Genomic DNA, 21,739 nt, shown 5'->3' with positions numbered 1-21,739 from the left:
GAAACGACGCAAAGGGACAGCGCTCTCGTGCCCTTTGCGTTTACAGCGATCTTCTACCGAGGCTTAGATGCCCAGGCAGAGGTATTTGATTTCCAGGTAATCTTCGATGCCGTACTTGGAGCCTTCACGACCCAGGCCCGAGGCCTTGATGCCGCCGAACGGCGCGACTTCGTTGGAGATCAGCCCGGTGTTGACGCCGACCATGCCGTATTCCAGGGCTTCAGCCACACGGAACACACGGCCCAGGTCGCGAGCGTAGAAGTACGAGGCCAGACCGAACTCGGTGTCGTTCGACATCGCGATCACTTCGGCTTCGTCTTTGAAGCGGAACAGCGGCGCCAGCGGACCGAAGGTTTCTTCCTTGGCCACCGCCGCGTCTTTCGGCACGTTGGTCAGGATGGTCGGCTCGAAGAAGTTGCCTTCCATCGGCTTGCCACCGGCCAGAACGGTTGCGCCTTTGCTCACCGCGTCAGCGATGTGCTCTTGCACCTTGGCCACGGCTTTCTCGTCGATCAGCGGGCCGGTGGTGGTGCCTTCTTCCAGACCGTTGCCGATCTTCAGCTTGGCGACTGCCACTTTCAGCTTCTCGGCGAACGCGTCGTAGACCGAATCCTGAATGTACAGACGGTTGGCGCAGACGCAGGTCTGGCCGTTGTTGCGGTACTTGGAAATGATCGCGCCTTCGACGGCCTTATCCAGGTCCGCGTCGTCGAACACGATGAACGGCGCGTTGCCGCCCAGTTCCAGGGAGACTTTCTTGATGTCCTTGGCGCATTCCGACATCAGTTGACGACCGATTTCGGTCGAGCCGGTGAAGGACAGTTTGCGCACGATCGGGTTGCTGGTCAGCTCGCTGCCGATATCGCCGGCGCTGCCGGAGACCACGCTGAACACACCTTTGGGGATGCCGGCGCGCTGGGCCAGTTCGGCCAGAGCGAATGCGGAGAACGGAGTTTGCGAAGCCGGCTTGAGCACCATGGTGCAACCGGCGGCCAGCGCAGGACCTGCCTTACGAGTGATCATCGCCGCCGGGAAGTTCCACGGGGTGATGGCAGCGGTCACGCCGATCGGTTGTTTGATCACGATCAGGCGCTTGTCCGGCTGGTGGCCCGGAATCACGTCGCCGTAAATGCGCTTGGCTTCTTCGGCGAACCACTCGATGAACGAAGCGGCGTAAACGATTTCGCCCTTGGCTTCGGCCAGTGGTTTGCCTTGTTCGAGGGTCATCAGGCGAGCGAGGTCATCCTGGTTCTCGATCATCAGTTCGAACCAGCGACGCAGTTTGCCTGCACGCTCCTTGGCGGTCAGTGCACGCCAGGCCGGAAGCGCCTTGTCGGCGGCTTCGATGGCGCGGCGGGTTTCGGCAGCGCCCATCTTCGGCACGGTGCCCAGAATCTCGCCAGTGGCCGGGTTGTTGACCTTGATCGTCTGACCGTTGTCCGCGTCGACCCATGCGCCATCGATGAAGGCTTGCTGGCGGAACAACTGGGTGTCTTTAAGCTGCATGTCGGCTTTCCTTAACAGCACCGCGCAAGGCGCGGAGCAAAATTATGATTGTAGAAAGGCGCCTCGCAAGGCTGCCGTCAGGGAAATCATTCACCGGGCTGGCACATTAATAGCGCACGACTCGAAACGCGTGCGGCTCAGCACCTGGATCAGGAGCGTTTGAAATCTCAAACGAATCCTAGGTTCAAAGGGGTTGAAGGACAATAGGGCGTTCGAAAAAAAGAACAAAAACGCCGCAATTGCTGAACATTTCAGATCAACGTACCAACAGCCCCGATCGCAGGGAAACCATAGAACAGCCTCCCCAAAGCGCCAAGCGAGCCTTTTGCAGGACGTTACAGCTTTATGGAATGCAGGGTTTTCCAACCGACACTTGCACTGACAATCCACGCCAAAACCCGGCATGGACGCCCCGAGCCGACCTAGGTATGATGTCGCCCGCTGCACCAGTAGCTCAGCTGGATAGAGTACTGCCCTCCGAAGGCAGGGGTCGTGGGTTCGAATCCCGCCTGGTGCGCCATGAACAAAACGAAAAAGCCCCGGACTGCAAGGTCCGGGGCTTTTTTGTGCCTGCTGGCTGGCGACTCACTCCGTCGTCCAGTCAAACTCGTCGTATTCATCATCGTCTTCATCGTCCTCGATCAAGTCATCATCGAGAACGTCTTCCTCCAGATCCTCTTCGGCCTGCTTGGCCAGAAGAAACTCCTTGCGACTCTCTGTCACTGCCCGCCGCAGTTCCTCACCCTTTACCGGGCAGTTGAGCATTTGGGCGATGCGGTCGATTTTTTGGGCCACGGCATCCTCCAGCGCATCGGCAATGACCCGATAGTGCGCGTTTTTGCGGGTCAATGCCAAATGGCGGATGGCTGATACGGTCAGTTCTTGCGGATTTTTTCCAGCCGCAGGTCGAGATTCACGTTCGGGTAGCGCTTGTGCAAGTTGTTGAACAGGGTGTCAGCCGCTTGCGACTGGCCGGACTCGCGCAGGCGCAGGACCTCGCGCAGTTGCGCGTCGAGACCGTTGACTGGGGCGGCGGCGCGCTTACTGACCTTGGCTTCGTCCGCCGTGTCGGCGCTGATCGATTCGCTCTGCATCGGCGCGGCCATTTCCGCCATCGGCGCGGGAGCTGGCGCGGAAAGCCCGCCAGCGGGGGCCGACAACGATCGGGCCTCCTGGCGGGCCACGGGCGCGGCCGGTTTCGCGGCGGGGGCGAAATCGTATTGAGCGGCGGGCTCCGGCGCGCGCTGCACCAGCGACAGCATCAGCGCGATGCCGACCAGGCTGGCGAAAACCACCTGGTAGCGCGGTGTCTGGCAGGCCTTGAGCCAGCGTTGCCACAGGCTCTGCCTTGGCGCCGGGGTTTCACGGTGGGCGGCGTTTAGGATCAGCGCATCGAGATGCGCCGGCGGCTCGGCGTTGTGCTGTTCGCGCACATGCTTGAGCACTTGCTCTTCGGGTGTCAGGCGGGTATCCGTCATGTCAGTACCTCCTCGGCCAGCAGCCGACGCAGTTTTTGCTGGGCGTAGCGCAAGCGGCTCTTGACGGTTTCCAGCGGTGTTTCGGTGAGGCTGGCGATTTGCGCCAGGTCGAGGTCGCCATGGGCGCGCAGCAGGAACACTTCGCGCTGGTCGGCGGGCAAGGATTGCAGGGCGCTCTCCAGGCGCTGGCTGTCGCGGCTGAGGTTGAGCAATTGTTCGGGATCGGAGGCGTCGTCGCTGACGGCGTGGAATTGCTCGTCATAGCTGTCATGCAGCGGTTGCCGGGCGCCGTGTTTGCGCCAGTGGTCGATCAGGCGATTGCGGGCAATCTGGAACAACCATGTACGAAAGGTCGCCCGGCCTTGTGGCTGACTGGCGCTGCGGATCAGGCTCAGCCAGGTCTCCTGGAACACCTCGTCGGCCAGTTCAGGTTTGCCGCTCAAACCGAGCAGAAACCGGTAAAGACTCTGCCGATGACGGGCGTACAGGATCTCGAACGCCCTGCCGTCACCCTCGCGATAACGGGCCAGCAGCGATTCGTCGCTGCTGGCCTCAAGGCTGTCGGCGGAGGTAAACAGCTGGGTGATGAAGCCTTTGAGGCGGCTCACTATTCAATCCGTCGCTCGGTGGAGATTGCGTTGGAGGCCGTGGACGTACGCAAGCTCTGCGCCAGCTCCACCAACTGCACGAACTCGCTGCGCAGGCCGAAGCGGTCATCGCCACGGGCACCTCGGGCCAGGGCTTCGGTGTCCTTGAGGCTGAATTCGCCGGTGTAGCGGCTGTCCTTGAGTTGCTGGGAAAACGCAGCGACGGCGGAGGCGAAACGCAGGTCCTCACTGGCCGATACAACCTGACTGGCAATCGGCCGCTCGATCAGCAGACTTTTCCCACCCTCAGGCTTTTGATATCGCACACGCAGCATGGCTAATTCTCCTTTCTTCTCGGAAACCACTGCATCGGTTTTTCCGTAACGCAGCGGTTCCAGCCAGCCCTTCTCGCCTGCCGGGACAATTTCATACAGCGCCGTCACCGTATGGCCTGCACCGATTTCACCGGCATCGACCTTGTCATTACTGAAATCCTCACGCTTCAACGCGCGGTTTTCGTAGCCGAGCAGCCGGTATTCGCTGACCTGCGCCGGGTTGAACTCGACCTGCAACTTGACGTTTTTCGCCACCACGGCGAGGGTCGAATCGAGTTGATCCACCAGCACCTTGCGCGCTTCTCGCAGGTTGTCGATGTAGGCGTAGTTGCCGTCACCGGCATCGGCCAGTTGTTCCATCAGGTGTTCATTGTAGTTATCCACACCGAAACCCAGGGTGGTCAGGGAAATCCCGGTCTTGCGTTTATCCACAGCCATTTGTTTCAGGCTGTCGAAATCGCTGATGCCAACGTTGAAGTCACCGTCGGTGGCCAACAGGATGCGGTTGATGCCGTTGGGGATGAACGCCTGCTGCGCCATCTGGTAAGCGAGCTCGATGCCTGAAGCGCCCGCAGTCGAGCCGCCGGCGGTCAATTGCTCGATGGCTGTGCGAATTTTCGCCCTTTCCCGTCCGGAAGTCGGCTCCAGCACCACTCTGGATTCGCCGGCATACACCACCAGCGAAACCCGATCCTGCTCGCGCAATTGATCGACCAGCAACTTCAGGGTGCTTTTGACCCGCGGCAAGCCTTCGGGGCGGTCCATCGAGCCGGACACATCCACCAGAAATACCAGATTGGCCGGGGCCAGTTCCGCCACCGCGCGATCGGAGGCCTTGATGCCGATGCGCAGCAAGCGGGTGTGCGGGTTCCACGGTGAAGCGGCCAGTTCGGTGGTCACGCCGAAGGGCGAGCCATCGCTCGGCAGCGCGTAGTCGTAGGGAAAGTAATTGACCATCTCCTCCAGCCGCACCGCGCCTTCCGGCGGCAGTCGACCCTGATTGAGCAGTCGCCGAACATTGGCGTAGGCGCCGGTGTCGACGTCGGCACTGAAGGTCGAGACCGGGGTTTCGGCGACGCTGTGGATCGGGTTGTCGGCCAGCTTGGCGTACTGCTCGCGTTGTTCGTCACGATAGCCTTGTGGATAACTTTCACTGGCCGGCATCGGTGCAAAACTGGCGATCGGCGCTGCCCGTACACTGCGTTTGGCCATCGCGCTGTCGGCCATCACCGCTTCAGGCTGCACGGAGGATTTCAGTTCGGTCTGCGCCGGCGGCGCGACGGTGGTTTCCGGGCTGGAGGAAACGCCGCAACCGGCAACCACCAGCAACACACTGGCAGCAAGGGGGCGCAGAAACGTGGAAGGGAGGGACATGGGGGCTGACCTCGGGGAAGAATTGATCCATTCATCCCCTGAGACGGGCAGCCCTTTGCGTTCGGGTTAAACCTCGCCGAAATTTTTTTCAGCGGTGATAGCGCCGCACCGCACTGCTGTTGCGCAGCACGTGGCCTTTGATTTTTTCCATCAACTGGGCGCGGGTCAGGCCGGCAGGCAAGGCGTCCGGGGCCAGATCCAGGGCATAGATCTGGATGATGTAATGGTGCGCGCTGTCGCCCACCGGCGGGCACGGGCCGATGTAGCTGGTGGTGCCTTTGCTGTTGGTGCCACCGACGCCTTCAAGTGCCGATTTCGCTCCAACGCCGGCGGGAATCTGCCGGGTTGTGGCCTTGATGCCGTAGTGAACCCAGTGATCGACGCCTGCGCCTTTCTGGCCGTCCGGATCGTGCATGACGATGGCGTAGCTCAGGGTTCCGGCCGGGCCGGCATTCCAGCTCAGGGCCGGCGACTGGTTCTTGCCGCCGCAACCGGCTGCATCGCTGGCCGCCGCCGAGGTGAACAGGCGGTTATCCGACACGCCGGGAATGCTGAGGGTGAAACGCTCCTGGGCCTGCGCCGGAAACTGCACGCAAAGGGCGACGGCAACGGCCGCCAGCCAAGGGTTGAGAGAGGTCAATCGGGTCATTCCGGGAGCACCTTGTGCAGTTGGGCCTTCGTCGGCCTGCAAACTATAGCCGTACCGTTCGTGCCGTGGCAGTGGGAAATGGCTGAACCTCGCAATGCAGCCCAAACTCGTAAGAGAAATGCCTGTGAGGAGCACGACCATGACCCTGCACCGTGTCGCCCGTTTCGCCGATGTGCCTGAAGACCGTGGGCTGGAGGTGCAGATCGGCGACTGCAAGATCGTCCTGCTGCGCGCCGCCGGCCAGTTGCGCGCCTTTCAGGGGCAATGCCCGCACGCCGGCGCGCCGCTGGCGGAAGGTGCGTTGTGCCACGGCCGGCTGATCTGCCCGTGGCACAAGGCAGCTTTTCGTGCCGAAGATGGCGCGTTGTGCGAGCCACCGGCGCTGGACAGCCTCAAGCGTTATCCGCTGGAACTGCGCGGCGACGAGGTGTGGGTCGATGACCAACCACTGCCGGATCCGCACACCCCGCCGCAGGACGATCCGCGCACCTTTGTCATCGTCGGCGCCGGTGCCGGGGGAACGGCCTGCGCCGCCGCCCTGCGGGAAAAAGGCTTCGGCGGGCGAATCGTGCTGATCGACCGCGAGCCGGACGCCGGCTACGACCGCACAGTGCTGAGCAAATTCGTGCTGTCCGGGGAAATGCCGCCGCCGGAAACCCCGCCCCTGCGCGAAGACGATTTTTACCGCGAACAGCACATCAACCGGGTTTCAGGCGAGGTCACCGGGCTCGATGCCGATACCAAAACCCTTCACCTGAGCGATGGCCGCACACTGCATTACAGCGCGGCGGTGCTGGCCACCGGCGCGACGCCCAACGCATTGGAGTTACCCGGGGCCGACCTGCCCCAGGTGTTTGTCCTGCGCTCAAGAACCCAGGCGCAATCCATCATGGACGCCGCCCAACCGGGCCAGCGCGCGGTGATCATTGGTGACAGCTTCATTGCCCTTGAATGTGCTTCAGCCTTGCGCCAACACGGTCTCGAGGTGACGGTGCTGGCCCGTCACGCGATTCCCTTCGCGGCGCAATTCGGTGAAGCCGTCGGCAAGGCGATCCGGGCACTGCACGAAGAAAACGGCGTGAAATTCATCACCGATCACGAAGCCAGGGAGATCACCGGAGATGGCAAGGTCGAGGCGGTGTTGCTCGACAATGGCCTGCGCCTGTCGGCGGATCTGGTGTTGGCGGGAATTAGCGTACATCCAGCCACCGAAGCGTTCGGCGACTTGCCGCGCGAGGACGATCAATCACTGTTGGTCGATGCCAGCCTGCGCGTCACCGACAACCTGTGGGCGATTGGCGATATCGCCACCTTCCCGCTGAACGGCAAACCACAACGCATCGAACACTGGCGCCTGGCCCAGCAGCACGCGCGAATCGCCGCCGCCAACCTGCTCGGTGGCGACGAGCATTATCTCGACGTGCCGTATTTCTGGACCTGGCATTTCGGCCGCAACTACGACTATCTCGGTCACGCCGAGCAGTGGGACGCAGTGGAATTCATCGGCGAACCCGAACAGCCGCCATTTATCGGGCTGTTCGGGAGCAAGGGCGTGGTGGTGGCGGCGGTGGCCTGCGAAGAGGAGCGAGCGATGGCGCTGCTGGCCGAACGCATGAAACGACCGCTGCCGATGGATGAAGCCTGGCGGCTGATTCGCGCCGTCAGGTGATCCGGTTCAGCGGCTCGCGGTTGTCGTCGTCCTCGGCGTGCAGAAATATCACCCGAGGATGCTCGAGTGGCGCCAGCGGTGGCGGGAGCTCCTGCGGCTGAACCGGCCACAGATGCGGCACCACATGACTGACGTCGCCGTCCTGATCGTTGTGGATGGTCATCACGCCCGGCCCGCGCAGTTTCTGAAAGCGCTCGTCGCACAGCTTGAAGCTGCGGCTCAGCCCCTCATCGTCGACCACCGGGGACGGCAAGCGGCGCTGGGCGAAACTTCGGCTCTTGCGTTGCTGATAGCGCGCCCAGCCGATCAGGATCACCGCGTTGACTAAAGCCACCCACAGGTAAATCTGCAAGGTGCCGAGGGCTTCGAATGCCGAGTTGTCGATGCGTGGCCCGCCTTCGTGGGTCTCGATCAGCGGCCATAAACCGCGCGCCAGCAGATACAGCAGGCCGATCCAGGCCAGCACGGTGAAGAACGCATCGACCACCACCAGAAACGGCCGTTGGCGGGTCCGGATGATTTTCATTTGATAACCTCCTCTTCATCGTTCCCGAGCGGCTTGATACCCCGGTCGGGACTGACCCAGCGCGCACGCTTCTGGTGTTGGCCGAACAAGACTTTGGGGAAACTGACCAGCGTGGTCAGCAGGCTGACGAACCAGAACGCGATCGGATACCAGACCACCCAGAACATGGTCTTGCCCAGGCCCGGTTCGTAGCGCCGGTCAATGATGATGCTGACCGCGAACTGCACCAGACAGACAAACGCCAGCAGCAGACCGGTGAACGCCGGCGGCATCAGGTGATCGACCGCAATCGCTTCAGGCATGACCACAAACTTGCCGACGGCCCAGAAAATCACCGACAACAGGAAGGTGAACGCCCAACCGGTCGACAGGCAGTATTCGAACAGCAGCGGCCACAGGTAACGATGGCGGTACTGCCAGATTCCGCGAATGTTCTTGAACAGCACTTCGGCGCCGCCCTGGGCCCAGCGCAGACGCTGCTTCCACAGACCACGCAGGGTTTCCGGCATCAGGATCCAGCACAGGGCACGGGGCTCGTAAAAGATGCTCCAGTGGTCCAGTTGCAGCTTCCAGCTGATGTCGATGTCTTCGGTGATCATGTCCGGGCTCCAGTAGCCAACCCGGTTCAGCGCCGTGCGGCGGAACGCGACGATCACACCGGACACGGTGAAGATCCGCCCGAACACCCGCTGAGTGCGCTTGATCAGCCCGATGATCGACGAGAACTCACCGACCTGAACCCGCCCGACCAATGTCGAACGCGTGCGGATCCGTGGGTTGCCGGTCACCGCGCCCAGTCGTGCGTTGTCGAGCATCGGCGCCACCAGATAAGCAGCAGTGTTCGGCGCCAGCAGCGCGTCACCGTCGATGCACACCAGATATTCACTGCGCGCAGCGATGGCGCCCATGCGCAGGGCCACGGCCTTGCCCTGGTTTTCCGCCAGGTGCAGCACCCGCAGCCGTGGATCTTCCTTGGCCAGTGCATCCAGCACTTCGGCGGTGTTGTCCTTGGAGCCGTCGTTGATCGCGATGACTTCGATGTTCGGGTAGTGCTGCGCCAGCGCCGCGTGGATGGTGTCGGCGGCGTTGTCGCCCTCGTTGTAGCAAGGGATCAGGATCGAAATCAGCGGTTCGCCTTCCAGCGGTGGCGGCAGGGTGTCGTCCTTCCACGGCCAGTGCCGCTCCCAGTGCAGCCAGAAATACAGGCCACCGGAAATCCACAACCCGGACATGAACAGCGGGTAGAAGAACACGAAGTCCATCAGGAATTGCCCGGTGACCAGGAAGATCAGCCCCAGCGGGACGCCGAGGACGATCGCCAGAACAAGCAGGGCCAGCAGTCTATCCAGCATGTCATGGGTTCCATTTGTTGGAGAGCGCAGGCCGCACGGTTTTCAGGTCCGGCAGGTTCTCGAGAAAGTTGTCCGGGTAGTAGCCGAAACTGGTGGCGCCCTGACGCTTGAGGCGGCTCATCCAGTCGGCCAGTTGTGCGCCGTCAATGTCGGTCTGGTCCTTTTTCGTCCAGTCCCGGGCCTGCAATTCGAACACCGTGCGATTCAGCGCACCGGGGCGCTGTTTGATCTTCGCCACCAGTTCTTCGAGCCACGGGCCGGACTGCGCATACGTCTGTTTTTCCATGAGCGGCATGGCCATCGGCGCCGTCCAGTCGTAGGTCCCGAGGAAGTCATCGAGGTTCTGCGCGAACCACGCTTCGCTGTGCGGATTGAGCACCGGCTCGGCGAAGATGTTGCGCGCGGTGAGCACTTGCGGGCCACGAATCGCGCGCACCTTGGCGGTGAGTTCGTTGGTGAAGTCGATCAGGTAACGGCTCTTGAAGCGCGTCCAGCGCTGCATCGCTGCCGGATCGTCACGCAGAGCGGCGATCGAGCCCGGCAAGCCTTGGGCGGCGTAAGCCTTCAGTGCCTGAGGGCCGGCGTCTTCGAAGTCCGAAAGCACCGCGTCGTCGTGGTAGAGAATGCCGTCGACCGAAGTCAGGCGTGCCACGTCTTCGTAGATCTCGCCGATGATCCGTCGCACTTCGGGATCGAACGGCGACAGGCGTTTGTATTGATCCGGGTCGACCGCGGTCGTGCCAGTCTTCGGATCCCAGCGCGTCACCCGTGGCAACTTCGAATCCAGCTCGAAACTCAGCACCGGCATCCACGCGAAGACCTTCACGTGAGCCCGGGTGCGCAATTGCCAGGCGACGCGGTCGAACAGGTCGGCGCGCATCGGCAGATGACGGTTGGGGAAGTACAGCGAATGCACCAGCCCATCGCCCTTCGGATCGGCGAAGGCTTGCAGGAACACGGTGTTGGCGCCCATGTCAGCCATGCGCTGGATCAGTTTGCCGAGGTTGATTTCCTGCTGCGCCGGATCCGGGTCGTAGACGTTGTCCAGATCGACGTGGACCACGCGCATGGTGAAATCCGATTGCACGCCGACCACGCTGTTGGCGAAGTGCTCGCCGTCAGGGTCGGAAGCCACCAGGAAACGCGGCCCGCTCATCAGGTTGTCGAGGGCATCGAGGCCGTCATCGAGGGTCAGGGCCATTTCATAGCCTTCCTCGCTGACCACGGTCAGCGACGTGCCGTCCGCCGTGCCGTAAGGCCAGACCCAGACGCGCGGTTTCTTACCGGTGTTCTTGCGGATTTTCTCCGAGATCGCCTGCACGTCGGCGCGGATCCGCGCCTGGAAATCGGCTTCGGATTCGTAGCGTTTGCTCACCGGATCGTAGCGGCGGGTCGCGGCCGCCGGCTGCAGGTTGCCTTGCGGGTTGGCGAGAATGCCTTTGTGATTGGCATCGGTGTGAGCGGCGATTTCCACCAGACCCGATTGCGAGATTTCCCGCACCTGAGCCCAGGTCAGGAAGTCGGAGCGCGCACGCGGTGTACCGGCGAAATCCACCGGCTGGTTCAGCGGCGTGTCGATCCAGGTGCCGACCGGCGCCAGCAGCGCATGCCAGTTATAAGCGCGCAACACCGGCAACACGCGAGTGTAAAAGCTTGAATAACCGTCGTCGAAACTGAGCAGGATCGCCTTGGGCGGCAGTTCCGGCCCGCCTTTGCGCGCGGCCATGATCTGGTCGACCGTCACCGGTTGGTAGTTGTTTTCCCGCAGCCAGGCGAGTTGCTCAAGCAGGCGCTCGGTGCGCACCGCCACCACCGCCTGATCGGGGTCACGATCTTCGACGTCATGGTAGGCAATGCCCAGCACGTGGTTTTTCGGCCAGGGCTTTTCATTGGCTGCCAGCGGTCGCTCGGACGGCGGCACGAAGGCCGGGGCTTGCTGGGCGCAGGCGCTGACCAGCAGCACTCCCAGCAGAAGGAAGAAACGCGAAATCAAAGGCATCTTCAAACTCTTCTAGAAGCGGAAAGTGAGGTCGACGAGCAGACGCAGATCGGTTTCCCGGTCACCGTCGTAGGGCCGGTTGATCACGCTGAACAAACCGCCCACCTCGAACACGTCGTTCCAGGCGTAGCGCTGGCCGTAACCGAGCAATGCCATGCCGCCGGTGCCGTGATCACGCTGGCTGTAAGTGCCCGCTCCGGCCTGGAACTGCTGGCTCCAGACGGTTTCGTAGCGGTGGTACAGCACGTGATTGACGTTGAGCAGCGGCATGACGCTGAAGTCCGACTTCGGGTTGAAGTACGGCACGTCATCGGACTTGGAGTTGTGGCTGGTGCCCACTTCCAGGCCCGCATCGACTTGCAGGTTCGGCGCGCTGTAGACGCCCTCTTTTCCGGTCAGCAAGGCTTCGACACGGTTGTTGCCGTCACTGAAGTGCGACGGGCTGACCGCCAGCCGCCACTCACGGCTCTCATTGGCGCGCCAGCGGATGAAACCGCTGCCGCCGTTGGCCTTGATGTCGCTGTTCAATGCCCGCAGCGGGGTTTCGGCCGAGAGGTATTCAAGGCTGCCGCCGTATTGCCAGTGATCGTTGATATCCCGGGCAATCGCCAGACGCGCGCCCTGCTTGTCGCCGAAACCGTAGGAATGATTCGACACTTCGGCTTCGAGGGTCATGTCGCGGGTGCGACGCTCCAGGCCGACACGCTGGAAGTGGTGGTGGCCGGTGCCTTCGGCAAAATCGCCGGTGGCGTATCCGGCCCCGGCGAACACCCGCCAGTCCTCATCGATCGGCGGGCTGTAAAGGGTGGTCTGGATACCGAAATCCCGGCTGCCGGAGACCGCGCCGGCATCGCCACCGCTGCCACCGTTGGCCTTGCCGCCATAGGCCTCGACGCGCAGCTCGGACATGTCGTGCACTTCACGTTCACGGGCCAGACGCTGGACCTGACGGTTGTCGGGGAAACGCGCCACCACGTCATCGGTCAGCGCATCCATCTGCCGCCATTCCTGCAGGTCCATGGCGGTGCGGGCCTGCGCGACTTCCAGGCCCATGTCGCGCGGCGCGATGCTCTCGGTTTCCTTGAGCTGGTTTTCCGCGCGGCGCGGCCAGTTGCGGGCCAGGTACAGGTCGGCCTGGGCCAGGCGCAGGCCGATATTGCCCGGCGCCTGATCCACCAGGGTCTGCAAGCGCTCTTCACCGTGAGGCAGGTCGGAACCGTAAGTGCCGGCCTGCGCCGCCAGTTGCTGGGCGTCCATCCATTCGTCGTTGGGGTTGCCGATCGGCAAGCCCTTGAGTTCGACACGCGGCTTCTGCGCCTTGGCCTGATCCTCAGCGACCTTGCGCGCCTCATCGGCGCGGTCGCTTTCCAGCAGCGAGTAATACAGCGCCGTGGTGTCTTCGAGTCGGTCGCCGACATCGGCGTCCGGCGCTGCCAGCACCTGACGGTAAAGATCGGTGGCGATTTCCGGCTGGCGCTGATCCAGATAGGACGCCGCCACCCAGCGCAGGGCGTAGGTCGGGATCTTCACGCCTTCGGCTTGCAGCTTTTGATATTCGCTGATGACTTCGGCGGTGCGCGCCCGGGCCTTGAGTGCGCCCATGCGGTCGATGCGCCAGCGGGTCACGTCGTCGTGAGCAGTGGCGTCCGGAGTCCAGGTGGCGAGGAGCTGGTCGTAGTCGGCCAGGGCGCGGTCGGCGATCACGTAGCGTTCTTTTTCGCTGCGGGTGGCCAGTTCGGCGAGGCGCACGCGTTCGGCGGCCAGATCACCTTCCAGGCGACGCAAGGTGACGGGATCGATCAACCCCGGACGCTGCCTGGCAAGCCGCAGCGCCGGTTCCGGCAGACGCGCCTTTTGCAGGGCGACCACGTATTCGCGGGCGACCTCCGGTTTATTGCCGGCGCGCATGAAGGCCTGGTCGTATTCGAACAGCGCGTCGTACGGCTTGCCGGCGCGATTCAGGGCGTAGCCCAGCGCCAGTCGGCGGGAGGGATCATCGGGTTTGGCGGCGACCAGCGAACGGGCGCGGATCACCCCTTCGTCGGGCTTGCCGGAGTCGGCCTGGGTCAGCGCCAGACCGAGTTGCAGGTCGGCGTTGTCCGGCTCCAGCGTCAGGGCCTTGTTGTAGACCTGGATCGCCTGATCCCAGCGCTTGAGGTTGCGATAGGCCCGGGCGGTGGCGGTCAGTGCCTGGATCGGCAGCACGCGGCCACGACCCTGGGTCTCGTAGACCTGCACCACTTCGGCGTCGAGCCCGGCCCAACCGGCGATTTGCAGGTGATCGCTGACCTGGCCGGTGGTGGCCTGGGCCGGCGGCACCTGACGCAAAACGGTCAGCGCGGGCGTGTAATGCCCGGCCCGGGCGTCGAGCACCATTTGATCGTAGGCCGTGGCGGCGAACGCGAACGCCGGCCAGAGCAACTGGCTGCACAGCGCGACTCGAAACAAAGGGCGTAAACCACGATGTAATACAGGACCATCAATACGCGGCATTCGTCAGCATCCTTACATGGCCAGCCGGGTAGCAGTGCCCCCCCTTGCCCAATTCGTAACGGAGGCCAGGTAGATCACCTGGCCAAGCTATCCAAGCAGTCTTGCACGCAAGCGTAGATCAATATTCAGAACACAATAATTGTTCAGATTCGTGACGATGACTGGCCCCGGCTAACCGTTGACCCGGATGCCAGACAGCAAAACGCCCGGCGTCTGCGGGTGCAGAGGCCGGGCGTTTCGGTGAAGCGCGGGGCGTTTACTGAGGCTGTTCGATACTGCCGAACTTGCTCATCAGGAAGCCCACGAACTGCTCGACGGTCATCTTCTGGCCGTTGAATTCAACCTGATTGGCGGCGTAATGCAGCTTGGTGACAACGTTGGTGCCATCCAGGGTCGCCAACTGCGAACCAACGGCCATGCCGGCGAACATGTCAGCGCCAGCGCTGGCCTGGTCGACGATGGCCTTGGCATCGGTCTGGCCATCGATTTGCGCCTGCACGCTGAGCAGGTCGACCAGCATCGGCTTGGACACCAACACATTGATGTCCAGCAGCGCGATCAACTGTTTGCCCAGTTGATCCGGTGGCAGGTCCATCGACGCAGGCTTGGTCAGATCAAGCACCAGATTCGCCCGGCTTTCGCCGTTGGCGGTTTTCAGCGACAGGTCTTCCAGCGCCAGTTGCGGCCCGGCCGCCAGCAGTTTCTGCAGGTCGGCCTTGACCTGAGTCGACTCGGCCTCGGTCAGGTTCAGCTCCGGTGCCGGCAGGCCGGCGGCGGTGGCTTCGGCAGCGGCTTTTTCGTATGGCTGCAGCTTGGTCTGGTAGATCTGCATCAGCGACATTGCCGACGGGATGTCGAGGTTTTTCAGGCTCATGGCCAGGTTGGCCGAACCGATCTTCTTGTCGTTGAGGGTCACTTCAGCGACCTTGTAGTCGGCACGGCCGGAGGCGTTGCTGCCGTTCTCTTCGGTACGGTTCTTCATTTCGAAGTTCTTCACGCCCAGCACCGACTGCTTGGCGCCGAAGGTAGTCTTGCTGCTGGTCAGCTCCAGGGTGTTCTCGCCGGTGTAGTAGCCGTAGGTGCTCTTGGCGAGATTGCTGGCCAGGGTCAGGCCATTGAGTTCGATCTGCACCGGCGTCTGGTCTTCGGCGACCGTGGTCAGGCGCAGGCTGTCCATGTAGCCGTCGGCCTTGACTTTCTGGGCCTGGGCGCTGGCGGAAATATCCATGTTCAAGCCGGAAAACTTCAGGTTCGACTTGTCATCCAGCGCAGCTTCCAGTGGCAGCAGTTCGAGGTTGCCGGTGGTGGACTGGTCGTAGCCGATATTGACCACACCTTTGAGCGGCGCCGCGCCCTTGGTGGCGGCAAACCATTTTTCGGTGATCGGGGTCTTTTCCAGCTCAAAGTGACTGGTGGCCATGACCGGCAGCCATTTCAGCGAAACCAGACGCGAGAACGGCAGCGGGCCATGTTCGATGCGGTCGACGAACAGCAGCTCGACCGGCGCTTCGCCGAACATTTCACCCTCGCCCTTGAGGCGATAGTGCGCGGTGCTGCTGAAGGTGTTGCGCTCCAGCGACACCAGTTCCAGCGACGCACTGCCGTTGGAGCCGGCCATGGCGGTCTGCAACTCGCTGTTGGCATTGGCGACGGCATTGTTCAACACGCCTTCGATTTTGGTGCCGGTGTACCAGGCCCCGCCTACGCTGATGGCGCCAATGGCCACAACAATTCCGAGAAGCACGCCTGCTGATTTATTCATGAATGACCTGATCGATTTCCGTGGCTGAAAGTGTGGTCGTCTTCCCTGAACCCGTGACCGGGCCGTGGCGCGACTCCGCTGAATTTAGCGGTGGAGATTAGCACCGGGCGCGCCTGGCAGCCCAATGTTTAAAGGTTAAAGAGTGTCGACAAGACATGGACAAACAAAAAGATCGCCGGGTTCGGCGATCTTTTCGGGCTCAGGAGTATTGAACCTCGATCTCGTCGAGCTGATGGTCGAAGCTTTTCAGCCTCGCGGTCCAGGTGTACACCAGCACTTCGAAATCCCGGTCGATCACCGCTCCGCCCGGCCCGTCGCTGCGCGGGTCGCAGAAATCCAGTTGATAACGCTCGCGGGCCATGGCCGTGGCGACGTCCGACAGTTCGCGGGCGTTGTTGAGCCAGTGCCAGCCGTCGCCGGCGACTTGCCGGTCGAGGGCCAGACATTGTTTTTTCAGGGCTTCGAGGCTTTTTTCCAGCGGCGTGCCGGTGAGCTCGCCCATGACTTCGGCGAAGGTACGCCCCGGCTGCCAGTAGCCGCCCCAGAAGTAGCGGTCGAATACGGTTTCGACTTTGCGCAGCGCGACCTTGGTGTCCCAGATCAGCAGCAGCGTCTTGCTTTGCTCAAGCTGGCGTTTTTTGAGTCGCTGGGTCTGTACCAGCGCCGACGCCACGACCACGATCGCCATGACCGCGATCAGCGCCACGGTGCTGTCGAGAAAGACCATTGCCTTGTCGATCTGGTGGGCCAGCATGATGCCGTAGAAATAGGTGGCCGACAGCAGCACCAAGGCTACCAGGGCGCACCAGAAGCCAAGAGCGTAAGGGTTTTTCATTATTGGTTTCCCCTAGACCTGCGCTAGCGATGTGCACTGAAAAGGCGCCTGGTTCGGGGCGCCCTTTCAATACCTCAAAGCATAGCAACGGCCTCAGGGTTTGCTGGCGCTCGAGGCTTGCGTTCGTCCGCTTTCCCAACCGCCGCCCAGGGCGAGGAACAAATCGATCTGGCTCATGGCAACCTGGGTGTTGGCGGCGGCCAGTTGCGCGGTGACGTCGGTGTAGGTGCGGGTGGCCTGGAGATCGGCGAGGAACGACTCGCGGCCGGCCTGGAAAAAGCGGTGCGTCTGGTCCGCCGCCAGTTTTGCCGACTGTTCGGCATCGGCCAGTGCATCGCGGCGTTGCAGCAGCGCGGAGTACTGGGACAGGCCGGTCTGGGTTTCGCGGATGGCGTTGAGCACCACGCCGTCGAAATGCGCCAGCGCGCCTTGGGTGGTGGCTTCGGCTTCACGGATGCGGGCCCGGGCGCCGTTGGTCGGCACGCTCCAGCTCAGCGACGGGCCGAAGCCCCAGCGATTGGTGGACGGTTTGCCCAGGTTGTCGAGAATGCCGACGGTGCCGATTGTCGCGCCGAAACTGATGTCCGGGTACAGCTCGCCGGTGGCGATACCGATCCCGGCGGTCGCGGCCGCCAGACGCCGCTCGGCCTGGCGGATGTCCGGCCGGCGCTTGAGCAGCGCGGCGCCATCGCCCACCGGCACCAGTTGAGCGATTTTCGGCAGTTCGGCGCAGGTCGCGGTGCCGGCCGGCAGTTGATCGACAGGCTTGGCCAGCAGCATCGACAGACGGAACAACCCGGCCTGCCGCGCCGCCTCATAGCGCGGCATGTCGGCGCGCAGGGATTTGAACTGGGTCTGCGAACGGGTGACCTGGGTTTCATCGCCGCGCCCGGCGTCGCGCAGACGCTGGATCAGCGTGGTGCTCTGGGATTGCAGATCGAGGGAATGCTGGGCGATTTCCCGCTCCTCGTTCGCCGCGCAGACCTGGGTGTAGGCCCGCACCACGTCGGCGACCAGGGTGATACGTGCGGTGTCGGCAGCGGCCTGGGTTGCGTCGGCATTGGCCTTCGCCGCTTCTATCCCGCGTTGCAGCGTGCCCCACAGGTCGAACTGATAGGACGCGCTGATGCCGATATCGCCGATGTTGGCCACCGGCACTTTCTCCGGCAGCAGGAACGCCTCGCCGGATTCCTGCAAGCGTTGCGCGCCCATTTTCACGCCGCCGCTCCAGCCACCGGCCGCCTCGGCTTCATCGACCTGGGCACGGGCCCGCGACAGGTTCGCCGCCGCCACCCTCAGATCGGTGTTGGATGCCATGGCCTGCTGCACCAGTTGATCCAGACGCGGATCCTGATACAGCCGCCACCAGTCCGCCGGCACCGGGGCCGACACCACCGGTTTGCCGGCCACCGCCAGGTCGCCCTGGAAATCCTTGCGCTGGATCGCCGCGTCTTCGGGCACGTGGTAGTCCGGCCCGACCATCGAGCAGGCCGACAGCATCACGCCCAGCCCGGCGACCATCAGGGCCCTGTTCATTGCGCGGGCTCCTGCGGTTGATCGTCGATGATCGACACGGTGGCGGTACGCCCGGCGATCATGCGGAAGTCATCCGGCACGTCGTCGAAGGCAATGCGCACCGGAATCCGTTGCGCCAGACGCACCCAGCTGAACGCCGGGTTGACGTTGGGCAGCAGGTTGCTGCCGCTCGAACGGTCGCGGTCTTCGATACCGGCGACGATGCTTTCGACATGCCCGCGCAGGCGGGCGCGGTCGCCGATCACGCGGATATCCACCGACTGCCCGACATGGATGCCGTCGAGTTTGGTCTCTTCGAAATAGCCGTCGATGTGGAACGAATTGCTGTCGACCACCGACAACACCGGACGCCCGGCAGTAACGAATTCCTGCGAGCGCGGTGCACGGTCGTTGACGTAGCCGTCCACCGGACTGCGGATCACCGAGCGGTCGAGATTGAGCTGAGCGCTGTCCACCGTCACCAGCGCTTCGGCCAGGGCCGATTGCGCGCGGGCCACTTTCGACAGGCTTTCTTCCAGCTGTTCGGCTGGCACCAGATTGCCCAGACCACGGTTACGCTTGGCTTCACGCTGCGCCTGAGCCAGGGTTTCTTCGCGATCAGCAACCGCCGCCCTGGCCTGGCGCAACGCCAGTTTGAAACGGTCCTGGTCGATGCTGAACAGCACCTGGCCGCGCTTCACCAACTGGTTGTCCTTCACTTCGACCTGCTGGATCAGCCCGGACACGTCCGGGGCGATCTGCACGATGTCGGCGCGAATGTGGCCGTCGCGGGTCCAGGGCGCGAACATGTAATACATCACCATGCGCCAGACCACGACGACGGCGAAAGTCACGATCAGCAGCGTCAGGACGACGCGACCGAGGGTCAGAAACGGTTTTTTCATGTCATCAGGTATCGACTGAGTGAATCCACGCCGTACAGCATCACGGCGTAGAGAGCCACGTTGAACAATGCCCGGTGCCAGACCAGACGGTAGAAATGCAGGCGTGTGAGCACGCCGTGTACCAACACAAACAGCACATAAGTGATGCCCATCAACACCAACAGGGTCGGCAGGAAAATGCCGCTGATATCCAGATCACCGATCATAGGGGCGCTCCTTCGGGCAGCGGTTCTTCGGGCTCTGCGTTGGAAACGAATTCCACGCCGGGCAACAGCGCCAGGCGCAAACCGCTCAAGGCGTGCAACAGGTTGAGCCGGGTTTCTTCATCGCCGTGGCCGTTGAGCGCACGGCGGGTGCGATCCATGGTCATCAGCAAGGCGCTTGGCGCCGGCAGGCGTTCGCCAGCCTTGAGGCAGGCCCGGAAATATTCGCCGACCTCTGCCACCACTTGCTTGAGCAGCGCGTTCGGCGCGCCCGTCACTCGCGGTGTGTAGGCGAGCAGGTCGAGCAGGTTCAGCCCCACGCGCACTTCGCGCATGGCGATGCCAGTGTCCTGGCCGGTCAGCGCCAGACGCGGCAGGTGCTGCATCAGGCGGTCGAGCAGTTGCACGCCCAGCTGTCGATGTTCGGCAAGGTTCGCTGGCTCGGTCATGCTGACGATGTCTTTCCAGCTGAAACGGGTCAGACGCTTGGCCGCCAGTTCGGCGCCGAACGGCCGGGCGATCAGGGTCCAGATAAACGCGAACAACAACCCAATCGGGCCCGCCAGGTTGGAATTGACGAAGGCAAAGAAGTCCGCGTCGTAAGCACCGGAAATGCTGATGAACGACGAGGTGTTGACCAGCGTCAGCAGCATGCCGAGGTAGAAGCGTGGCTGCACCGTCAGGGTGCCGACACAGATGAACGGCACCGCGAACGCCAGCACCAGCATCGGAAAGTCATGCAGGTTTGGCAGCACCAGAAACAGGTACAGACTGGCAAACAGCACCGACATTCCGGTCCAGAAAAAGAACCGGTAAATCTGCGGCGCCGGGTCGTCCATCGAGGCGAAGAAGCTGCACGACACCGCCGCCAGAATCACCGCGCTGCCACCGTCGGTCCAGCCCAGCAGGATCCACAACACCGAGGCAACGATGATCGCCAGAATGGTCGAGGCCACCGAATACAGCATCAGCCCGCGGTCGATGAATGGCGTCAGGCGACCGAGGCGCCAGTGACGATACACCGCGCGCCAGCTGTCCTGGCGCTCGCACAGGATTGCGTCCTGCAGACTGCGGCAGTCCTGCCACAGATCGATGAATTCGCCGAGGCGATACAGCGCGTTGGAAAACAGCAACTGCTTGCGATCTTCCAGGGCTTCGGCGCTCGGTTGCAGTGCTTCGAGCTGATCCCGCAGCGCTTGCCAGCGTTCCAGATCGGCGTCTTTGTGGCCGAGCCATTCGCGGGTCGCGGTGAGCAGTGGTGCGAACTTTTCCACTAGCTCGGGCGTGCGCCGTTCGAGGGCGTACAGCGAATCTTCAAGGGCATCGATCACCGGCAGCAGGTGAATCATCCGGCCGCGCAGTTCCTTGGTGTTGCGTACGGTTTGCGGCCGCGCACCTTCGTGCGGCAACTGGCCGATCATCAATTCCAGGCTGTTGAAACTGCCGACCATCGCCATGCGCAGGGCGGTGACTTCTTCAGGCTGGACGTCGCGGCTGAGGAATTTCAGGCTGTAAGTCGTGGCGTCGGCGAACCATTTGCCCACGGCATCGTTGAACACCGGTGCCAGGCGTCGTGGCCAGAACATCGCGCCGACCACCGCCGCCACGGCGATGCCGAGAAAGATCTCTTCAGTCCGCGACTCGGCCACGTCCCACACCGCCAACGGGTTATCCACCACCGGCAGGGCGATCAACGGCAAGGTGTAGCCGGCCAGCATCAGCGCGTAGTTGTTGGCGGTGCGCAAATGCAGGGACAGGAACAGCAGAATCCCCGTCCACAAGGCGATGACCACCACCAGCACATAAGGGCTCTGGACGAACATCGGCACGAACAGCACCGCCGCCGCTGCACCGAGAAACGTGCCGATCGCCCGATACAGCGCCTTGGAACTGGTCGGGCCGAGGAACGGGCTGGAAACGATGTACACCGTGGCCATCGCCCAGTACGGACGCGGCATCTGCATGAGCAAGGCGATATACAGCGCGGTCATCGAAGCCGCAAACGTGCGGATCCCGTAGAACCAGTCCCGCGCCGGGGGCATGCCGGAAAAGAACCCGTTCACGGATTGATCACCGTTGGCGGAGTGGCCGCCTCAAAAGCTCTCAGTACTCGAAGCGTAGCCTCCAGATCGCGCTGGTCGATGCCTTCGAGCACTTCATGACGCAGACGCACCAGTTGCGCCTCCACCGCTTGCACCAGCTCACGGCCGGCGTCGGTCAGGCTCAGGCATTTGGCGCGACGGTCCTGGGCATCTTCGGTGCGGCAGACAAACCCGGCGTGACACAACTGATCGAGCAGGCGCACCAGCGACGGCGACTCCATCCCCGCCGCCTGCGCCACCTGCACCTGGCGCACACCCTCGCCCAACCGCCCGATCATCAACAACGGGACGGCGCAGGCTTCGGAAATTCCATAGTTGACCAGCGTGGTCTGGCAGATCTTCCGCCAATGCCTGGCGGCCACCACCATGGCACTGCTGATGTTCATCTGGAGAGCGTCGAGGTTATTCGGCACGAGGGAATGCACACACTGTTAGTTTGCTAACTATCA

18 protein-coding genes and 1 tRNA gene are annotated in these 21,739 nt (G+C 62.7%); 2 read left to right on the top strand and 17 right to left on the bottom strand.

Translation table 11 applies throughout. The annotated features are described in order from the left end of the window. Positions 1–63 precede the first annotated feature (63 nt). Entirely contained in the window at positions 64–1,506 is a 1,443-nt protein-coding gene (gene gabD / locus BMZ46_RS12260) for an NADP-dependent succinate-semialdehyde dehydrogenase (RefSeq protein WP_039772984.1), read from the bottom strand. 443 nt (positions 1,507–1,949) lie between these two features. Here gabD and BMZ46_RS12255 point away from each other — a divergent pair. Beyond that, a tRNA-Arg gene (locus tag BMZ46_RS12255) sits at positions 1,950–2,026 on the top strand. 65 nt (positions 2,027–2,091) lie between these two features. Here BMZ46_RS12255 and BMZ46_RS12250 read toward each other — a convergent pair. The 5 genes from BMZ46_RS12250 to BMZ46_RS12230 form a co-directional block, all read right to left on the bottom strand. Then, the gene (locus BMZ46_RS12250) at positions 2,092–2,361 is read right to left on the bottom strand and encodes a hypothetical protein (protein ID WP_219736870.1); all 270 of its coding nucleotides are present in this window, start codon (positions 2,359–2,361) and stop codon (positions 2,092–2,094) included. 20 nt (positions 2,362–2,381) lie between these two features. Then, positions 2,382–2,984 (bottom strand): hypothetical protein, encoded by a 603-nt coding sequence (locus BMZ46_RS12245; RefSeq protein WP_074689372.1) that lies wholly within the window; start codon positions 2,982–2,984, stop codon positions 2,382–2,384. Continuing rightward, complete coding sequence (locus BMZ46_RS12240; RefSeq protein WP_371855319.1) at positions 2,981–3,562, bottom strand: RNA polymerase sigma factor; 582 nt, start codon at positions 3,560–3,562, stop codon at positions 2,981–2,983. Before BMZ46_RS12240 ends, BMZ46_RS12245 begins: the two co-directional genes overlap by 4 nt. Positions 3,563–3,591: 29 nt before the next feature. Then, positions 3,592–5,280: a vWA domain-containing protein gene (locus BMZ46_RS12235; RefSeq protein WP_074689367.1), complete on the bottom strand. Its 1,689-nt coding sequence runs from the start codon at positions 5,278–5,280 to the stop codon at positions 3,592–3,594. A gap of 88 nt (positions 5,281–5,368) precedes the next feature. Next, complete coding sequence (locus BMZ46_RS12230; protein ID WP_074689365.1) at positions 5,369–5,929, bottom strand: YbhB/YbcL family Raf kinase inhibitor-like protein; 561 nt, start codon at positions 5,927–5,929, stop codon at positions 5,369–5,371. 139 nt (positions 5,930–6,068) lie between these two features. On the opposite strand from BMZ46_RS12230, the gene BMZ46_RS12225 reads away from it, so the two are divergent. Then, on the top strand, positions 6,069–7,598 hold the full coding sequence (locus tag BMZ46_RS12225) for an FAD-dependent oxidoreductase (RefSeq protein ID WP_074689363.1): 1,530 nt from the start codon (positions 6,069–6,071) through the stop codon (positions 7,596–7,598). Here BMZ46_RS12225 and pgaD read toward each other — a convergent pair. The 11 genes from pgaD to BMZ46_RS12170 all read right to left on the bottom strand — a co-directional run bounded on the left by pgaD (position 7,591) and on the right by BMZ46_RS12170 (position 21,676). After that, positions 7,591–8,124 (bottom strand): poly-beta-1,6-N-acetyl-D-glucosamine biosynthesis protein PgaD, encoded by a 534-nt coding sequence (gene pgaD, locus BMZ46_RS12220; protein ID WP_074689361.1) that lies wholly within the window; start codon positions 8,122–8,124, stop codon positions 7,591–7,593. The two genes, BMZ46_RS12225 and pgaD, sit on opposite strands and share 8 nt — an antisense overlap. Beyond that, positions 8,121–9,476 carry a poly-beta-1,6-N-acetyl-D-glucosamine synthase gene (pgaC, locus tag BMZ46_RS12215; RefSeq protein ID WP_039772995.1) on the bottom strand — a complete coding sequence of 452 codons (1,356 nt, stop codon included), beginning with the start codon at positions 9,474–9,476 and terminating at the stop codon, positions 8,121–8,123. The genes pgaD and pgaC overlap by 4 nt, the downstream gene beginning before the upstream one ends. 1 nt (position 9,477) lies before the next feature. Further along, positions 9,478–11,475, bottom strand: coding sequence for a poly-beta-1,6-N-acetyl-D-glucosamine N-deacetylase PgaB (gene pgaB / locus BMZ46_RS12210; RefSeq protein ID WP_074689359.1), 1,998 nt, complete (start codon positions 11,473–11,475; stop codon positions 9,478–9,480). Positions 11,476–11,487: 12 nt separating this feature from the next. Beyond that, on the bottom strand, positions 11,488–13,968 hold the full coding sequence (pgaA, locus tag BMZ46_RS12205) for a poly-beta-1,6 N-acetyl-D-glucosamine export porin PgaA (protein WP_074689357.1): 2,481 nt from the start codon (positions 13,966–13,968) through the stop codon (positions 11,488–11,490). Between the two features lie 256 nt (positions 13,969–14,224). Beyond that, on the bottom strand, positions 14,225–15,730 hold the full coding sequence (locus BMZ46_RS12200) for a YdgA family protein (RefSeq protein WP_039773001.1): 1,506 nt from the start codon (positions 15,728–15,730) through the stop codon (positions 14,225–14,227). Positions 15,731–15,929: 199 nt separating this feature from the next. Then, positions 15,930–16,565 carry a hypothetical protein gene (locus tag BMZ46_RS12195; RefSeq protein ID WP_011331886.1) on the bottom strand — a complete coding sequence of 212 codons (636 nt, stop codon included), beginning with the start codon at positions 16,563–16,565 and terminating at the stop codon, positions 15,930–15,932. A 93-nt stretch (positions 16,566–16,658) separates the two neighbouring features. Further along, positions 16,659–18,101 (bottom strand): efflux transporter outer membrane subunit, encoded by a 1,443-nt coding sequence (locus tag BMZ46_RS12190; RefSeq protein WP_074689355.1) that lies wholly within the window; start codon positions 18,099–18,101, stop codon positions 16,659–16,661. Next, a complete protein-coding gene (locus BMZ46_RS12185; RefSeq protein ID WP_074689353.1) occupies positions 18,098–18,985 on the bottom strand; it encodes an efflux RND transporter periplasmic adaptor subunit in 888 nt (295 codons plus the stop codon). The genes BMZ46_RS12190 and BMZ46_RS12185 overlap by 4 nt, the downstream gene beginning before the upstream one ends. Next, positions 18,982–19,191, bottom strand: coding sequence for a DUF1656 domain-containing protein (locus BMZ46_RS12180; protein ID WP_007957657.1), 210 nt, complete (start codon positions 19,189–19,191; stop codon positions 18,982–18,984). Before BMZ46_RS12180 ends, BMZ46_RS12185 begins: the two co-directional genes overlap by 4 nt. Next, a complete protein-coding gene (locus BMZ46_RS12175) occupies positions 19,188–21,251 on the bottom strand; it encodes an FUSC family protein (RefSeq protein WP_074689351.1) in 2,064 nt (687 codons plus the stop codon). Before BMZ46_RS12175 ends, BMZ46_RS12180 begins: the two co-directional genes overlap by 4 nt. Further along, entirely contained in the window at positions 21,248–21,676 is a 429-nt protein-coding gene (locus tag BMZ46_RS12170) for a MarR family winged helix-turn-helix transcriptional regulator (protein WP_039773010.1), read from the bottom strand. Before BMZ46_RS12170 ends, BMZ46_RS12175 begins: the two co-directional genes overlap by 4 nt. Positions 21,677–21,739: the final 63 nt, after the last annotated feature.

The sequence above is a fragment of the Pseudomonas sp. NFIX49 genome (assembly GCF_900115915.1).
In the GTDB taxonomy this organism is placed as follows: Bacteria; Pseudomonadota; Gammaproteobacteria; order Pseudomonadales; family Pseudomonadaceae; genus Aquipseudomonas; species Aquipseudomonas pharyngis.
Note: the sequence above shows the minus strand (reverse complement) of the source record. Positions and strands in the feature narration are given on the sequence as shown.

What these genes read in the sequence shown, in the direction of transcription:
- gabD (WP_039772984.1), bottom strand. Translation starts at nt 1,506, where the DNA reads ATGCAGCTTAAAGACACCCAGTTGTTCCGCCAGCAAGCCTTCATCGAT.
- BMZ46_RS12245 (WP_074689372.1), bottom strand. Translation starts at nt 2,984, where the DNA reads ATGACGGATACCCGCCTGACACCCGAAGAGCAAGTGCTCAAGCATGTG.
- BMZ46_RS12235 (WP_074689367.1), bottom strand. Translation starts at nt 5,280, where the DNA reads ATGTCCCTCCCTTCCACGTTTCTGCGCCCCCTTGCTGCCAGTGTGTTG.
- BMZ46_RS12230 (WP_074689365.1), bottom strand. Translation starts at nt 5,929, where the DNA reads ATGACCCGATTGACCTCTCTCAACCCTTGGCTGGCGGCCGTTGCCGTC.
- BMZ46_RS12225 (WP_074689363.1), top strand. Translation starts at nt 6,069, where the DNA reads ATGACCCTGCACCGTGTCGCCCGTTTCGCCGATGTGCCTGAAGACCGT.
- pgaD (WP_074689361.1), bottom strand. Translation starts at nt 8,124, where the DNA reads ATGAAAATCATCCGGACCCGCCAACGGCCGTTTCTGGTGGTGGTCGAT.
- pgaC (WP_039772995.1), bottom strand. Translation starts at nt 9,476, where the DNA reads ATGCTGGATAGACTGCTGGCCCTGCTTGTTCTGGCGATCGTCCTCGGC.
- pgaB (WP_074689359.1), bottom strand. Translation starts at nt 11,475, where the DNA reads ATGCCTTTGATTTCGCGTTTCTTCCTTCTGCTGGGAGTGCTGCTGGTC.
- pgaA (WP_074689357.1), bottom strand. Translation starts at nt 13,968, where the DNA reads ATGCCGCGTATTGATGGTCCTGTATTACATCGTGGTTTACGCCCTTTG.
- BMZ46_RS12200 (WP_039773001.1), bottom strand. Translation starts at nt 15,730, where the DNA reads ATGAATAAATCAGCAGGCGTGCTTCTCGGAATTGTTGTGGCCATTGGC.
- BMZ46_RS12195 (WP_011331886.1), bottom strand. Translation starts at nt 16,565, where the DNA reads ATGAAAAACCCTTACGCTCTTGGCTTCTGGTGCGCCCTGGTAGCCTTG.
- BMZ46_RS12190 (WP_074689355.1), bottom strand. Translation starts at nt 18,101, where the DNA reads ATGAACAGGGCCCTGATGGTCGCCGGGCTGGGCGTGATGCTGTCGGCC.
- BMZ46_RS12185 (WP_074689353.1), bottom strand. Translation starts at nt 18,985, where the DNA reads ATGAAAAAACCGTTTCTGACCCTCGGTCGCGTCGTCCTGACGCTGCTG.
- BMZ46_RS12180 (WP_007957657.1), bottom strand. Translation starts at nt 19,191, where the DNA reads ATGATCGGTGATCTGGATATCAGCGGCATTTTCCTGCCGACCCTGTTG.
- BMZ46_RS12170 (WP_039773010.1), bottom strand. Translation starts at nt 21,676, where the DNA reads ATGAACATCAGCAGTGCCATGGTGGTGGCCGCCAGGCATTGGCGGAAG.